Source organism: Streptomyces sp. NPDC088254, assembly GCF_044740925.1.
Taxonomy (GTDB): Bacteria; Actinomycetota; Actinomycetes; order Streptomycetales; family Streptomycetaceae; genus Streptomyces.
The window spans coordinates 42,232-57,431 of sequence record NZ_JBIURQ010000013.1; the positions used below are offsets into that span (position 1 = coordinate 42,232).

At 73.1% G+C, this 15,200-nt stretch carries 11 protein-coding genes; 8 read left to right on the top strand and 3 right to left on the bottom strand.

Features of this window, described 5'->3' with window-relative positions; translation table 11 throughout:
* The first annotated feature begins 162 nt into the window (after nucleotides 1-162).
* The 6 genes from scy (at nucleotide 163) to ACIOC0_RS32825 (ending at nucleotide 9,429) form a co-directional block, all read left to right on the top strand.
* On the top strand, nucleotides 163-4,044 hold the full coding sequence (gene scy / locus ACIOC0_RS32800) for a polarized growth protein Scy (RefSeq protein ID WP_402159375.1): 3,882 nt from the start codon (nucleotides 163-165) through the stop codon (nucleotides 4,042-4,044).
* 260 nt (nucleotides 4,045-4,304) lie between these two features.
* Complete coding sequence (locus ACIOC0_RS32805; protein ID WP_130443430.1) at nucleotides 4,305-5,240, top strand: cellulose-binding protein; 936 nt, start codon at nucleotides 4,305-4,307, stop codon at nucleotides 5,238-5,240.
* A 130-nt stretch (nucleotides 5,241-5,370) separates the two neighbouring features.
* A complete protein-coding gene (locus tag ACIOC0_RS32810) occupies nucleotides 5,371-6,342 on the top strand; it encodes an ABC transporter ATP-binding protein (protein ID WP_402159376.1) in 972 nt (323 codons plus the stop codon).
* A gap of 1 nt (nucleotide 6,343) precedes the next feature.
* Nucleotides 6,344-7,114 (top strand): ABC transporter permease, encoded by a 771-nt coding sequence (locus tag ACIOC0_RS32815; RefSeq protein WP_351338440.1) that lies wholly within the window; start codon nucleotides 6,344-6,346, stop codon nucleotides 7,112-7,114.
* A gap of 111 nt (nucleotides 7,115-7,225) precedes the next feature.
* Entirely contained in the window at nucleotides 7,226-8,581 is a 1,356-nt protein-coding gene (locus ACIOC0_RS32820) for an ATP-binding cassette domain-containing protein (protein ID WP_402159377.1), read from the top strand.
* Entirely contained in the window at nucleotides 8,578-9,429 is an 852-nt protein-coding gene (locus ACIOC0_RS32825; RefSeq protein WP_402159378.1) for an ABC transporter permease, read from the top strand. The genes ACIOC0_RS32820 and ACIOC0_RS32825 overlap by 4 nt, the downstream gene beginning before the upstream one ends.
* 12 nt (nucleotides 9,430-9,441) lie before the next feature.
* Here ACIOC0_RS32825 and ACIOC0_RS32830 read toward each other — a convergent pair whose 3' ends face one another.
* On the bottom strand, nucleotides 9,442-9,774 hold the full coding sequence (locus tag ACIOC0_RS32830) for an ATP/GTP-binding protein (protein WP_402159379.1): 333 nt from the start codon (nucleotides 9,772-9,774) through the stop codon (nucleotides 9,442-9,444).
* A gap of 223 nt (nucleotides 9,775-9,997) precedes the next feature.
* Between ACIOC0_RS32830 and ACIOC0_RS32835 the strand changes: the two genes are divergently transcribed.
* Nucleotides 9,998-11,026, top strand: a complete 1,029-nt coding sequence (locus tag ACIOC0_RS32835; RefSeq protein WP_402159380.1) for an LLM class flavin-dependent oxidoreductase — start codon at nucleotides 9,998-10,000, stop codon at nucleotides 11,024-11,026.
* 94 nt (nucleotides 11,027-11,120) lie between these two features.
* Here the strand turns inward: ACIOC0_RS32835 and ACIOC0_RS32840 are convergent, their stop codons facing one another.
* Nucleotides 11,121-11,513, bottom strand: a complete 393-nt coding sequence (locus ACIOC0_RS32840) for an SCO5389 family protein (RefSeq protein WP_130443444.1) — start codon at nucleotides 11,511-11,513, stop codon at nucleotides 11,121-11,123.
* Between the two features lie 316 nt (nucleotides 11,514-11,829).
* On the opposite strand from ACIOC0_RS32840, the gene nucS reads away from it, so the two are divergent.
* A complete protein-coding gene (nucS, locus tag ACIOC0_RS32845) occupies nucleotides 11,830-12,501 on the top strand; it encodes an endonuclease NucS (RefSeq protein ID WP_402159381.1) in 672 nt (223 codons plus the stop codon).
* Between the two features lie 85 nt (nucleotides 12,502-12,586).
* On the opposite strand, the gene ACIOC0_RS32850 is transcribed toward nucS, so the two are convergent.
* On the bottom strand, nucleotides 12,587-15,169 hold the full coding sequence (locus ACIOC0_RS32850) for an ATP-binding protein (RefSeq protein WP_402159382.1): 2,583 nt from the start codon (nucleotides 15,167-15,169) through the stop codon (nucleotides 12,587-12,589).
* Nucleotides 15,170-15,200: the final 31 nt, after the last annotated feature.

Consider the following 15,200-nt stretch of genomic DNA (forward strand, 5'->3'; position numbering starts at 1 on the left):
CTCGGCGGCAGGACCAGCCGGGGTCCGGGTTTCGGGGGACGAGCGTCGGGGCGGCAGCCCGTGCTCCGCCGTTGATCTGACACCATTCCCCGGGGGCCCCGTCCGGCGGATGGACGGAGCTCGTGGAAAAGCTTGCGACCAGGGGACGGATGGGACCGCGCAGTGCGGGGCTACGAGAGCCAGGAGCGGGAACCGGCGGCTGACGTCGACCACCTCACTCGGTTCGAAGCCGAGATGAAACGGCTGAAGACCGAGCGGGAAAAGGCGATCCAGCATGCCGAGGACCTCGGCTACCAGGTCGAGGTGCTGCGCGCCAAGTTGCACGAGGCGCGGCGCACCATCATGTCCCGGCCCGCGTTCGACGGCGGCGACATCGGCTACCAGGCCGAGCAGTTGCTGCGCAACGCGCAGATGCAGGCGGACCAGATCCGTTCCGACGCCGAGCGGGAGCTGAGCCAGGCGAGGGCGCAGACCCAGCGCATCCTCCAGGAGCACGCCGAGCAGGCCGCCCGGCTCCAGGCGGAGCTGCACGCGGAGGCCGTGGCCCGGCGACAGCAGCTCGACCAGGAACTCGCCGAGCGCCGGCAGACCGTCGAGTCGCACGTCAACGACAACGTGGCCTGGGCCGAGCAGCTGCGGGCCCGCACCGAGGCGCAGGCCCGCCGGCTGCTGGAGGAGTCCCGCGCCGAGGCCGAGCAGGCCCTGACGGCCGCGCGCGCCGAGGCCGAACGGGTCGCCGAGCAGGCTCGCCAGCGGCTCCAGAGCGAGGCCGAGTCGGCCCGGGCGGAGGCCGAGCAACTGCTGCTGCGCGCCCGCGCGGACGCCGAACGGCTGCTGAACGCGGCGTCCACGCAGGCCCAGGAGGCCAGCGACCACGCCGAGGCGCTGCGCAGCTCCACGGCGACCGAGTCGGACGCGGCCCGCCGCCAGGCGGGTGAGCTGAGCCGTGCCGCCGAGCAGCGCATGGCCGAGGCGGAGACCGCGCTGCGGGAGGCGCGCGCGGAGGCGGAGAAGCTCGTCACCGAGGCGAAGGCCGCCGCGGAGAAGGCGCTCAGCAGCGCCGAGTCCACGAACGAGCAGCGCACCCGTACGGCGAAGGAGCAGGTCGCCCGGCTGGTCAGCGAGGCCACCAAGGAGGCCGAGACCACCAAGGCGGATGCCGAGCAGATCGTCGCCGACGCCCGCGCCGAGGCGGAGAAGATCCTCAGCGACGCGGCGGAGAAGGCCCGCGCGGTCACCGCCGAGGAGAGCGCGACCCAGCTGTCGAAGGCGGCCAAGACCGCCGAGGACGTCCTGAACAAGGCGCAGGAGGACGCGCGGCGCACCACGAAGGCCGCCGCCGAGGAGGCCGAGCGCATCCGCCGGGAGGCGGAGACCGAGGCGGACCGGCTGCGCGCCGAGGCGCACGACATCGCCGAGGAGCTGAAGGGCTCCGCGAAGGACGACACCAAGGAGTACCGCGCCAAGACGGTCGAGCTGCAGGAGGAGGCGCGCCGGCTGCGCGGCGAGGCCGAGCAGCTGCGCGCCGACGCGGTCGCCGAGGGCGAGAAGATCCGCGCGGAGGCCCGCCGGGAGGCCGTCCAGCAGATCGAGGAGGCGGCCAGGACCGCCGAGGAGCTGCTGTCCAAGGCGAAGGCCGACGCGGACGAGCTGCGCCAGAAGGCCACGACGGACAGCGAGAAGGTCCGCACGGAGGCCATCGAGCGGGCGACCACGCTGCGCCGGCAGGCCGAGGACACCCTGGAGCGCACCCGCAAGGAGGCCGAGCGGCAGCGCGACGAGGCGGTCGACCTCGCGGAGACGATCACCTCCAACGCCGAGGAGGCCGCGCGCGAGCTGCGCGAGGAGGCCGAGCGGGCGGTCGAGGCCCGGCAGGCGGAAGCCGCCGAGGAGCTGGCCCGGCTGCACTCCGAGGCCGAGCAGCGGCTCGCCTCCGCCGAGCAGGCGCTCACCGACGCGCGCGAGGAGGCCTCACGGATCCGCCGGGAGGCCGGCGAGGAGATCGACCGGCTGCGCGGCGAGGCCGCCGAGCGGATCCGTACGCTGCAGCAGCAGGCGGAGACGGAGGCGGAGCGGCTGCGCACCGAGGCCGCGTCCGACGCGTCCGCGTCCCGGGCCGAGGGCGAGGCCGTCGCCGTACGGCTGCGGTCGGAGGCCGCCGCGGAGGCGGAGCGGCTGAAGACGGAGGCGCAGGAAACCGCCGACCGGGTGCGCGCGGAGGCGCAGGCCGCGGCGGAGCGGCTGGAGACGGAGGCCTCGGAGACGCTGGCCGCCGCCCAGGAGGAGGCCGCTCGGCGTCTGCGGGAGGCCGAGGAGTACCTCGGCGGGGCCCGTCAGGAGGCCGACCAGGAGCGTCAGCGGGCCCGCGAGCAGAGCGAGGAGCTGCTGGCGTCGGCGCGCCGCCGGGTGGAGGACGCGCAGGCGGAGGCGGTCCGGCTGGTCGAGGAGGCCGACCGGCGCGCCTCCGAGATGGTGTCGGCGGCCGAGCAGCACGCGCAGCAGGTGCGGGACTCCGTGGCGGGGCTGCACGAGCAGGCCCAGGAGGAGATCACCGGGCTGCGCAGCGCCGCGGAGCACGTGGCGGACCGTACCCGCCGGGAGGCGGAGGAGGAGGCGGACCGGCTCCGCGCCGACGCCTACTCCGAGCGTGAGCGGGCCGCCGAGGACGCGGCCCGGCTGCGGCGCGAGGCGCGCGAGGAGGCGGAGGCCGCCCAGGCGCTGGCCGAGCGGACCGTCGGCGAGGCGATCGCGGAGGCCGAGCGGCTGCGTTCGGAGGCGTCCGCGCACGCCCAGCGGGTGCGCACCGAGGCCTCGGACGCGATCGCCCAGGCCGACCAGGACGCGTCGCGCACCCGGGCGGACGCCCGCGACGACGCCAACCGCATCCGTTCGGACGCGGCGACGCAGGCCGACACGCTCATCACCGAGGCGCGTTCCGAGGCGGAGCGGCTGCAGACGGAGACCCTCGCGGAGGCGGAGCGGCTCCAGGCCGAGACGGCCGCGGAGGCCGAGCGGGTGCGGGCCGAGTCGGTCGCCAAGGCGGAGAAGCTGATCGGGGACGCCACCGACGACGCGGAGCGGCTGCGCGCCGAGGCCGCCGAGACGGTGGGTTCCGCGCAGCAGCAGGCGGAGCGGATCCGGGTGGAGGCCGAGCGCTTCAAGGCGGAGGCCGCGGCGGAGGCCGACCGGTTGATGAGCGTCGCCCGCGAGGAGGCCGACCACACGCTGGACGAGGCCCGCAAGGACGCCAACAAGCGGCGTTCGGAGGCGGCCGAGCAGGTCGACACGCTCATCACGGAGACCACCGCCGAGGCGGACAAGCTGCTCACCGAGGCACAGCAGCAGGCGCTGAAGACCACCGCGGAGGCGGAGGCGCAGGCCGACACGATGGTCGGCGCGGCCCGCAAGGAGGCCGACCGGCTCGTCGCGGAGGCGACCCGCGAGGGCAACGCGCGGGTGGAGAAGGCCCGTACGGACGCGGACGAACTGCTCGTCGGGGCCCGTCGGGACGCGACCGCCATAAGGGAGCGGGCGGAGGAGCTGCGCGACCGGATCACCACCGAGATCGAGCAGTTGCACGAGCGGGCCCGCCGGGAGGCCGCGGAGACGATGAAGTCGACCGGTGACCGCTGCGACGCGCTGATCAAGGCGGCCGAGGAGCAGCTCGCCAAGGCGCAGGCCAAAGCCAAGGAACTGGTGTCGGAGGCCAACTCGGAGGCGGGCAAGGTCCGTATCGCCGCGGTGAAGAAGGCGGAGGGGCTGCTCAAGGAGGCCGAGCAGAAGAAGGCCACGCTGGTCCGGGAGGCCGAGGAGCTGAAGGCGGAGGCGATCCGCGAGGCGCGGCGCACCGTCGAGGAGGGAAAGCGCGAACTGGAGGTGCTGGTCCGGCGCCGGGAGGACATCAACGCCGAGATCTCCAGGGTGCAGGACGTGCTGGAGGCGCTGGAGTCGTTCGAGGCGCCGTCCTCCGCCAAGGACGGCGGGGTCCGGGCGGGCGCGACGATCGGCGCGCCCCGGTCGGGCGGCAAGCCGTCGGAGGGCTGAAAGCCGTCGGAGGGCTGAAAGCCGGTGCCGCGGCACTAGCGGTGCGGGGGTGGCCGGGGCCAGTCGACAGGCCGTGGCGCTGCATGAGAATTGCGTTGAGATCTGGGGCCTTTGACCAACTTTTTGGCAAGCTGTCCAGCGGGGAGCCACCCAAAAGGGGTGTCAATCTCCAGATCAAACACGTATCCGCTCGATGACACAGCGCTTCGGCCCCTAGGATTCCACCTATCACCTCACCGGTCTCATTCGACAGGAACCCCATGAGCGACACTTCCCCCTACGGCTTCGAGCTTGTGCGGCGTGGATACGACCGCGCTCAGGTGGACGAACGGATCTCCAAGCTCGTCTCCGACCGTGACAGCGCTCTCACCCGCATCACCGCTCTGGAAAAGCGCATCGAGGAGCTCCACCTCGAGACGCAGCACGCCCAGGCCCAGGTAAGCGACGCAGAGCCGTCGTACGCCGGTCTCGGCGCGCGTGTCGAGAAGATCCTCCGCCTCGCCGAGGAGGAGGCCAAGGATCTGCGCGAGGAAGCCCGTCGCGCGTCCGAGCAGCACCGTGAGCTCGCCGAGTCGGCGGCCCAGCAGGTGCGCAACGACGCGGAGGCGTTCGCCTCGGACCGCAAGGCCAAGGCCGAGGACGAGGGCGTCCGGATCGTCGAGAAGGCCAAGAGCGACGCCGCTCAGCTGCGCCAGGACGCGCAGAAGGACGCGCAGTCCAAGCGCGAGGAGGCCGACGCGCTCTTCGAGGAGACCCGTGCGAAGGCCGCGCAGGCCGCCGCCGACTTCGAGACCAACCTCGCCAAGCGCCGCGAGCAGTCCGAGCGCGACCTGGCGTCCCGTCAGCAGAAGGCCGAGAAGCGCCTCGCGGAGATCGAGCACCGCGCGGAGCAGCTGCGACTGGAGGCGGAGAAGCTGCGCACGGACGCCGAGCGCCGCGCCCGCCAGACCGTCGAGACGGCGCAGCGCCAGGCCGAGGACATCGTGGCCGACGCCAACGCCAAGGCCGACCGCATCCGTTCGGAATCGGAGCGCGAGCTCGCGGCTCTCACCAACCGCCGCGACTCGATCAACGCCCAGCTGACCAACGTCCGCGAGATGCTGGCCACGCTGACCGGCGCCGCGGTGGCCGCGGCCGGTTCCCCGACCGAGGACGAGCCGGTCTCCCGGGGCGTTCCGGCCCAGCAGTCCCGGTAGTCGCCGACGGGTCGAGGGGCGGTGGGCGCGAGACCCCACCGCCCCCGCGCATGTGTTGTTGCCGTCCGCGTCGGCCGCCGTTCGCCCGCCGGGTTGGCACAGGCCGTGCACCGGCCATAGCGTGGCCCGCATGATCGAGCTGGAAGGGCTGACCAAGCGGTACGGCGACAAGGTCGCGGTCGACAACCTCACGTTCACCGTCAGACCGGGCATCGTCACGGGTTTCCTCGGTCCCAACGGCGCGGGGAAGTCCACCACGATGCGGATGATGCTCGGGCTCGACCGGCCGACCTCGGGGGACGTCCGCATCGACGGACAGCACTACGACCGGCTGAGGGATCCGCTGAAGTACATCGGCGCCCTGCTCGACGCCAAGGGCGTGCACGGCGGGCGCAGCGCCTTCAACCACCTGCTGTGCCTGGCGCAGAGCAACGGCATCCCCGACTCGCGGGTGCACGAGGTGCTCGACACCGTGGGCCTCACCTCCGTGGCGAAGAAGAAGGCGAAGGGGTTCTCGCTGGGCATGGGGCAGCGGCTCGGGATCGCGGGCGCGCTCCTGGGCGACCCCCGGATCCTGATGTTCGACGAGCCGGTCAACGGGCTCGACCCCGAGGGCATCCACTGGATCCGCAACCTGATGAAGTCGCTGGCGGCGCAGGGCCGGACGGTGTTCGTGTCGTCCCATCTGATGAGCGAGATGGCGCTGACCGCGGACCACCTCGTCGTCATCGGCCAGGGCCGACTGCTCGCCGACACCTCGATGGCGGACTTCATCGCGCGCAACTCGCGCTCGTACGTGCGGATCCGCACCCCGCAGCGGGAGCGGATGCTCGACGTGCTGCACGAGGCCGGGGTCACCGTCGTCGAGGCCGGCAACGGGTGCCTGGAGGTGGACGGGGACAAGTCCGAGGCCATCGGTGAACTGGCCGCGCGCCACCAGCTCGTGCTGCACGAGCTGAGTCCCCAGCGGGCCTCGCTGGAGGAGGCGTTCATGCAACTGACCGCTCAGTCGGTGGAGTACCACGCGCACACCGACGCGCCGCCCGCACAGCAGCCGCAGCAACCGGGGCAGCAGTGGGGCGACGGATGGAGGAAGGGCTGACATGGCGGCGACCCAGGTCATCCGGTCCGAGTGGACGAAGATCCGCTCCGTCGCGTCCACGCTGTGGACGCTCTCCCTCGCCGCGGTGGTGACGATCGCCCTCGGCATGCTCATCTCGGCGCTGTCCGCGAGCCAGTTCGACGAGATGAGCGCCGGCGACCGCAGCACCTTCGACCCGACGTTCATCAGCTTCGCCGGGATGAGTCTCGGTCAGCTGGCGATGATCGTGTTCGGGGTGCTGGTGGTGTCCAACGAGTACAGCACCGGCATGATCCGCGTCTCGCTGGCGGCGGTGCCGCAGCGCGGGGCCTTCCTGTTCGGCAAGATCTCCGTCGCGGCGGGCCTCGCGCTGGTCGTCGGGCTCGTCACCAGCTTCGTCGCGTTCTTCCTCGGGCAGGCGATGCTCGGCGAGCACAAGGCGTCGATCGGCGACACCGGGGTGCTGCGGGCGGTGATCGGCGGCGGCCTCTACATGACGCTCATCGCGGTCTTCTCCATGGGCGTGGCCGCCATCCTGCGCTCGCCGATGCTGTCGCTGGGCATTCTGATGCCGTTCTTCTTCCTCATCTCCAACATCCTGGGGAACGTCGACGCTACGAAGAAGATCGGCCGGTACCTGCCCGACCAGGCCGGCAGCAAGATCATGCAGGTGGTCCCCTCGACCGGCGACGACGCTCCCTACGGGCCCTGGGGCGGCCTGGCGATCATGGCGATCTGGGTGGCGGCGGCGCTTCTGGGCGGATACGTCACCCTCAAGCGACGGGACGCGTGAACCTTTGGGCTTTACTTTGATTTGAGCGGAACCGTCAGCGCCTCGATATCCTCCTAACCCTTACGGGGGGCGTGCGCCCCGCTGTCCTGAACCTGTCGATGGGTGCGGAGCATGATCGAAGCAGTCGGCCTGACCAAGCGCTACGGCGACAAGACCGCTGTGTACAACCTTTCCTTCCAGGTGCGACCGGGCGCCGTCACGGGCTTCCTCGGGCCGAACGGCTCGGGGAAGTCCACCACCATGCGGATGATCCTCGGTCTGGACAACCCGACCTCGGGGACGGTGACGATCGGCGGCTTCCCGTACCGGAAGCTGCCGAACGCCGCCCGCCATGTCGGCGCGTTGCTGGACGCCAAGGCCGTACACGGCGGCCGCCACGCCCGCAACCATCTGCTGAGCCTCGCCCAGCTCTCGGGCATCCCCTCCCGGCGCGTGGACGAGGTGCTGGGCGTCGTCGGCCTCCAGGACGTGGCGAAGAAACGGTCCAAGGGGTTCTCGCTGGGCATGGGGCAGCGCCTCGGCATCGCCGCCGCGCTGCTCGGCGACCCGCAGGTGCTGCTGTTCGACGAGCCGGTCAACGGGCTCGATCCCGAGGGCATCCTCTGGGTGCGCAACCTGATGAAGTCGCTGGCGGCGGAGGGGCGGACGGTGTTCGTCTCCTCCCACCTGATGAGCGAGATGGCGCTCACCGCCGACCACCTGATCGTCATCGGACGCGGACAGCTGCTCTCGGACATGAGCGTGAGCGACTTCATCGCGGCCAACTCCGCCGGCTTCGCCCGCGTGCGCACCCCGCATTCGGAGCCCCAGCTGCGCGAGAAGCTCGCCGCCGCGCTCACCGAGTCGGGCGGACATGTGCTCCCCGAGCAGGACGGCGCGCTGCGCGTCACCGGTCTGCCGCTCCCCCGCATCAGCGACATCGCCCACGAGGCCGACGTACGGCTGTGGGAGCTGTCGCCGCATCAGGCCTCGCTGGAGGAGGCGTACATGCGGATGACGCAGGGGGCCGTCGACTACCGGTCGACCATCGACCAGAAGGCGGGCCTCCAGCAGCCGTTGCCGCCCGGCGCCCAGCCTCCCATGCCGGTCCCCGGCCAGGGCCAGCCCGGCTGGTACGCCCCGCCGCCCCCGCAGCAGGGCTACGCCCCGCCGCAGCCCGCCCAGGCCCCGTACGGCGGGCAGGTGCCGGCCGGCGGCGCCAACCCGTACGCCCAGCCGTCGCCCGGCCCGGCACAGGGCCACCCGGCCCAGGCGACTCCGGCCCCGGTCGCCCCCGCCGCGCCGCCCGCGGCCGCCTCCGCGCCGCAGGGGCCCGCGCCGGCCGGGAGTCCGGCCACCGTCGCCCTGGGGAAGGTCCCGGCGGCCCCCGCGGACCAGGCCCCGGCCGACGCCGCTCCCTCAGCCCCGGCTCCCGCGGCTCCGCAGAGGCAGGGCACCGTTTCGACCACGACCGAGGACGTCCGATGAGCACCCCGCAGCCCACGTCTCCGCCGGCGGCGCCCGGGGCCGCGTACCCCGGCTACACCTCGCCGATCCCCGTGGTGCGCACGCACCTCGGGCACGCCCTCGCCTCGGAGTGGACCAAGATCCGCTCGGTGCGATCCACCATGTGGACGCTGGGCGTCTTCGTCCTGCTCGTCATCGGCATCGGGCTGGGAACCGCCGCACTGGTCGCCGCGAACACCGAGGGGGCCGACCTGGAGAGCGAGAACGCGCTGTCGTTCGGCTTCTTCGGGCTGCTCCTCGGCAGCATGTGCGTCATCACGCTCGGCGTGCTGACCACCGCCTCCGAGTACGGCACCGGCATGATCCGGACCACGATGGTGGCCTGCCCGTCCCGGGGGCGCGTCCTCGCTGCGAAGGCCATCGTGTTCTTCCTGGTCGCGTTCGCGGTGACGCTGGTGTCGTCGGTGTTCGTCGCGATGGTCGACGTGGCTCTGATGCCCGAGGCCCGGGAGCCCTCCGGCGGCGAGTGGGCCAAGGGGACGCTCGGCGTGTCCCTGTTCATCGCGCTGCTCGGGCTGCTGTCGCTGGCCGTGGGCTCGATCATCCGGCACTCGGCCGGCGCGATCACCATCATGATCGGCCTCTTCCTCGCGCCGCTGGTGATCGCGCTGTTCATGTTCTCGGAGTCCCTGGTGGACGTGCGCGAGGCCCTGTTCGAGTACTCGATCCCCAACCTTCTCAGTGTCTTCTACTCCACCTCGCTGACCGACACCGGTCCCTCCGGCTGGGACCCGCTGTGGATCGCGCTCGGCGTCACGGCCGCCGTCTTCGCCGGCGCCTTCGCCCTGCTGGAGAAGCGGGACGTCTGACGGCCCGCAGTCCTAGAATCTCGGCGCGTTACGGGACCGCCGCACCCCCGGGGTGCGGCGGTCCCGCGCGTTCCAGCACGCCTTGTGCCAGTGGCGGCGGTCGTCGACTCCCGCGTGCTCGGGCCAGGCGACGACGTGCGGCACGCCGTCGGGGATCAGCTGGTCGCAGCCGGGGCACCGGTAGGCCTTGCCCCGCGCGCTCGCCCCGGCCACGTGCCGCACGCTCCACTGCTCGTCCTGCCAGCTCACCGTGGACTCCCAGCCGCCGTACCGGCTCGCGCCGTCCTCCTCGGCGCTGCGGCCGGACGGGCCCTCACCCTTGGGTCGGTTGCGACGCGGGGACACGGGACACCTCACGGGGCTGTACAGGGGGCAGGGTTCCCGTCCAGCCTACGCGGCCCGGACAGGGGTATCCGAAGGGTGCCGAACCCCGCAAGTCCCCCTCAGAGACCGCCCATTCTGCAGACAATCCGCAAAATACTCCGACGGGCCGTGTCCTCGGCACGTGTCAGACGGTTATGCCGGGTGGGGGAGCTCCGCGTCGGAGCCGAGGAAGCAGGAAAGTCCCATGCGCGTTGGAAGTTTCGTATTGGCGGCCCAGTTCCCGGGCCAGGGTCACGGGGAGGCCCTGCACCGGGCGGTCCGCTCCGCCGAGGTCGCCGAGGAGGCCGGCCTGGACTCGGTCTGGCTGGCCGAGCACCACTTCGTGCCGTACGGCACGTGCCCGTCGGCGATCACCCTGGCCGCCCTCCTGCTGGGCCGCACCCGGCGCCTGCGGGTCGGCACGGCGGTCAGCGTACTGCCCACGGCCCACCCCGTCGCCCTGGGCGAGCAGGCCGCACTGCTGCACATGACGAGCGGCGGCCGCTTCTCCCTCGGCGTGGGCCGCGGCGGGCCCTGGGTCGACCTGGAGGTGTTCGGGGCGGGCCTCGAGGCGTACGAGAAGGGGTTCCCCGAATCACTCGATCTGCTGGTGCGCTGGCTGCGCGAACCGTCGGTCGCAGCGGACGGCGAGCGCTTCCGCTTCCGTGAAGTCGCCGTCGTACCACGCCCGTCGGAGGCCCTGACGGACGCGGCGGGACCGGAGGTGGTCGTCGCCTGCACCTCCCCCGCGAGCGTGCGGCTGGCCGCGGAGCGCGGACTGCCGATGCTGCTCGGCATGCACGTCGGGGACGAGGAGAAGGCCGAGATGGTCGCCCTGTGGCGGCGGCACGCGCGCGCGGCCGGGCGGCCGGCGGACGAGATCCGCGACGCGGGCCATGTCTCGGCGGGCGTCTGCCAGATCGCCGACCGGCGCACCGACGCCGTGGAGACGCTGGTGAAGGCGATGCCGGGCTGGCTGAAGCAGGGCCTGGACGCCCATGTGACGGTGGACGGCCGCGCCCGCGGCATGCGGGACCCGGTCGCGTACACCGAACTGCTCTGCGGGCTGCACCCGGTGGGCACGCCGCGACTGTGCGCGGACCGGCTCGCCGCGACCAGCGAGCGGACCGGCGTCTCGCGCTTCGCCCTCCTCGTCGAGGGCTCGGGCGATCTGACGGCCACCGAGGAGAACCTGCGGCGGCTGGGCGCGGAGGTCCTCCCCCACCTCCGGTGAACGGCCCCGCCGCCGAGGAACCTGCCGCTCCTGTCGATCGGCGCCTTGTGCGGCGCCGTGCGCGAGGAGCGGCAAGCGACAGGCTCACGTTGCCTCAGCAGTCCCGGAACTCCGGGGACTGGTTCAGCACCTGACTGCGGACCGAGGTGAATCGGGACAGCTTCTCGTCGACCGATGAGTCCAACGGGAAGACCGCCACCCGGTGGCAGTTCTGGAAGGCCAGCCGCACGCCGAAGTGCCGCTGCAGCGCGCCGCGAATGGCGTCGCTCGCCAGCGCTCGCAGCAGCTGCCCGCGTGCCTGCTCGTCCGGCGGGGGCGTCTGGTTGTCGGCGAAGTCTCCGCCGTCCACCTTCAGCTGGGCCACCAGGGAGCTGACCATCTCCCATGCGTAGGGCAGGGAGGTCCGGACGCAGTCGACGAATTCTGCTTCGTCGACCTCGCCTCGCTCGGCCTGTTCGAGTAGGGCCGGTGAGACGTCGAGCGACATGGGTACTCCTCTCGCACCCCCGACGCGCAGGGGTTGCCGGACAGGGAAAGGGAGTTCGCAGTGCACGGACACCGAGAACTGCGAGCACGCTGAGTACACGCATCGCGACCTCCCGTTCCTACGGTAGGCAACGGCCCGTGACCGCACCAGGAGAACGGGCACATAGGGAAATCCTGGTGGGCACACAATCAGCCACTGCCGAACTCACGTTTTCCAGATCAAAAGGTGCGGCGCACCGGGCCCTCGGGGAGCCTGGTGCGGGGTGACGCTCGGGCGAATCGCGTGGCGTGCGGGGCGTCGAGTAGCGTTGCCTGCCATGCGTCTCGTCATCGCCCGGTGCTCCGTGGACTACGCGGGCCGGCTCACCGCCCACCTCCCCTCCGCCCCTCGTCTCATCCTTGTGAAGGCGGACGGCAGCGTCTCGATCCACGCGGACGACCGGGCCTACAAGCCCTTGAACTGGATGTCCCCGCCCTGCACGCTGAAGGAGGGCGCGGGCGACGACGAGGGCGTGTGGACCGTCGTCAACAAAGCGGGCGAGAAACTGATCATCACGATGGAGGAAGTCCTCCACGACTCCTCGCACGAACTGGGCGTCGACCCCGGTCTGATCAAGGACGGCGTGGAAGCGCACCTCCAGGAACTGCTCGCCGACCGCATCGAGACGCTCGGCGAGGGCTACAGCCTCATCCGCCGCGAGTACATGACCGCCATCGGCCCCGTCGACATCCTGTGCCGGGACGCCGAGGGGCAGACCGTCGCGGTGGAGATCAAGCGGCGCGGGGAGATCGACGGCGTCGAGCAGCTCACCCGCTACCTGGAGCTGCTGAACCGCGACCCGCATCTGGCGCCGGTGCGGGGCGTCTTCGCGGCCCAGGAGATCAAACCGCAGGCCCGCGTGCTGGCCACGGACCGCGGCATCGGCTGCACGGTGCTGGACTACGACGCGCTGCGCGGCATCGAGGACGACAAGCTGCGCCTGTTCTGAACGCCGGCGCGAGCGCCGGGCGACGAGGAGGGCCGGGTCCTGTGAGGGACCCGGCCCTTCGGCGTGCCCGGCGGGGCCGCCCGGCTCAGATGATCGTGTCCGGAGACACGAACGGGGAGCCGGCGGCGCTGGGGGAGCCGGTGGTGCTGCTCTGCGTGATGCCGCTCGGGCTCACCGGGCTGGACGACACGTTGTTGCCGCCCGAGGAGGAGCTGCTCGTGCTCGGGGAGCCGGACGGATTCGTGGTGGTCCCGGTCGGGGAGGGGGAGGTCGACGACGTGGCGGAGTCCGAGGGGCGCGGCGACACCGATGTGGACGACGTGGGCTTGGGCGACTGGCTCGGCGGCGTCGCCCCGCCGGAAGAGGGTGAAGCCCCTCCAGGCCCCGTCCCCTGCGTGCCGCTCGGGTCCCCCGACGGCTCCGGCGTCGCCTCCGTCGGCGTCGGGTCGTCGACGGTGCCCATCGTGCCGTCCGGACCGGGGTCCGTCGGCCTGCTGGTGACCGCTCCCGCGTCCCCCGGGCCGGTGTCCCCGCCGGGCGTCTCCTCGCCCGTGGTGCCGTCGTCGGTGCCCGCGCTGACGGACGGGCGGACGCCGGGCCGGTCGGCGGGGGTGTTCGCGTCGTTCTTGGAGGTCGCGCCGAGCGTCACCACCGTGCCGAGCACCGCGACGAGCACGGCGCCCGCGCCGGCCGCGACGAGGTTGCGCTTCGCCAGGGCCCTGAAGCCGCCGCGGCCGTGGCGGGCGGCCGCCGGGGCGGCGGAGGGCACGCCGGTGACGAGGGTCGGGGCGGTGGGCGTCGGAGTGGCCAGGGCGGCGGGGACGCCGCGCGGCGGTGACGCGGGCTCCTCGCGGCGGGCCTCGGCCCCCTCCTCGACGGCCGTGAGCGCGGCCAGGCCGGGCACGTCACCCGTGCGGTCGGCGACCAGGGCGAGGGCACGGCGGCCCGCGACGGTGCCCCGCTTGTCGGCGAGGGCGCCGCGCAGGGCGAGGGAGGCCTCCAGTTCGGAGCGGGCCCTGTCGAGCTGTCCGGCGCAGAGGGCGAGGACGCCGAGTTCGTGGTGGAAGTAGGCCCGGTCGGCCCGGGCTGCGGCGAGACGGGCTGCCTCGGCGCCCTCGTGCAGGACCTGCTCCCAGGCGCTCCAGTGCAGCCCGGCGGCGAACGCGGGCGCGGCGGCGCGGGCCAGCCGTACGGAGGTGGCCTCGTCCTCGCCCTCGGCGGGCCGGGTGGTGCCGGGCACGACCAGGGCGAGGGCGGTGAGGATGGCGTCGGCCTCGGCGCACACCCGCTCCGGGGTGACCGAGGGGTGTGCGGCCCACCAGGCGTAGTGCTGGGCGGCGGCGTGGGCGCGGCCGTCGACGTCGTCGGCGTATCCGGCGGCTTCGAGCTGGGCGCGGACGCCGGCTGCGAGCCGGTAGCGGGGGCCGGCCGGGGAGACGAGCCCGCAGGCGGCGAGTTCGCCGAGGGCGGCGTCGGCGTGGGTGTCGCCGACCAGGGCCGGCAGATGGGCCTGGTGCGGGACCTCGCCGCCGAGGGCGACGGCGAAGCGCAGGGCGGTGCGGGCGGAGGCGCTGAGGCGGGCGGCGAGGAGGGGGGCGGGCGCGGCGGCCTCGCCGAGGGAGGGCAGGGGTATCTCCTCGGCCTCCCCGGCGCCGGTGTCCAGTGACGCGGTGAAGGGGCGGGCGTCCTCGAAGACGCCGAACTCGTCGACCGCGTCGACGCCGGCCCGGAGCTGGTCGCGCTGGCGCAGCAGGGCGCCGGCCTGCACGAACCGCAGGGGCAGGCCCTCGGACTCGAACCAGAGGTCGCCGGCCCAGTTGGCCTCCTCCTCGGTGAGCACGCGGCCGACGGCCCGCTCGATCACCTCGACGCCGCCGGCGCGGTCGAGGCCGGCGAGGACGACCTCCTCGACGGCGGAGCCGGCGGAGGGGGCGGGGACGTCGGGGGTGGCGCTGAGGAGGAAGGCGCACTCGGGCGTCGCGTCGAGCAGTTCGTCGAGGGCTGCGCCGCCGAACTCCAGGTCGTCGACGACGACGACCGCGCCGATCTCGCGCACGTGGGCGAGCAGCTCGTCGTCCTCGGGGCGCAGCCCCGGGGCGTCGTGGACGGTGTGGAAGAGGTCGTGCAGCAGGTCGGAGGGGGTGCGGTGGTAGCCGGTGAGGCGGACGACGCCGTCGGGCGCGAGGTCTTCGCAGTCCTCGGCGACGAGGTCCAGCAGGCTGGTGCGGCCGGAGCCGGAGGGGCCGGTGAGGCGGACGGTGCGGCCCCGGGCGAGCAGGCGGACGAGCTGTTCGCGTTCGTCCTGGCGGCCGATCAAGGGCTGGGCGGGGGTGCGGTGGGTGCCCGCCGGTGCGGGGGGACGGGCGGCGCGGTCGGCCTCGGCGCGCTCCTCGGGGGTGCGCCTGGCGGGCGGTTCGGGCCGTTCGGTGGGCGGGCACAGCTCGATCTCGCTGCCGTCGACGGGGTTGACGGTGAGGAGGTGCTCGCCGGTGTGCAGTCGCGCGGTGCGGGCGGGCGCCGGGCCGTGCGGGGTGAAGTCGGGTGCCAGGGGGTCCCTGGAGGAGCGAGGGCGCGGCGCGTGGCCCTGCCCGGCGTCGGCGTCGGCCGGGCGGGAGCCTTCGGCGTCGTCGTGGCCGTACTCCTCGGGTCCCCGGTTCGTCGGGTCCATGGGTCCCCCCAAAAGCGTCGTGTGGCGTAGC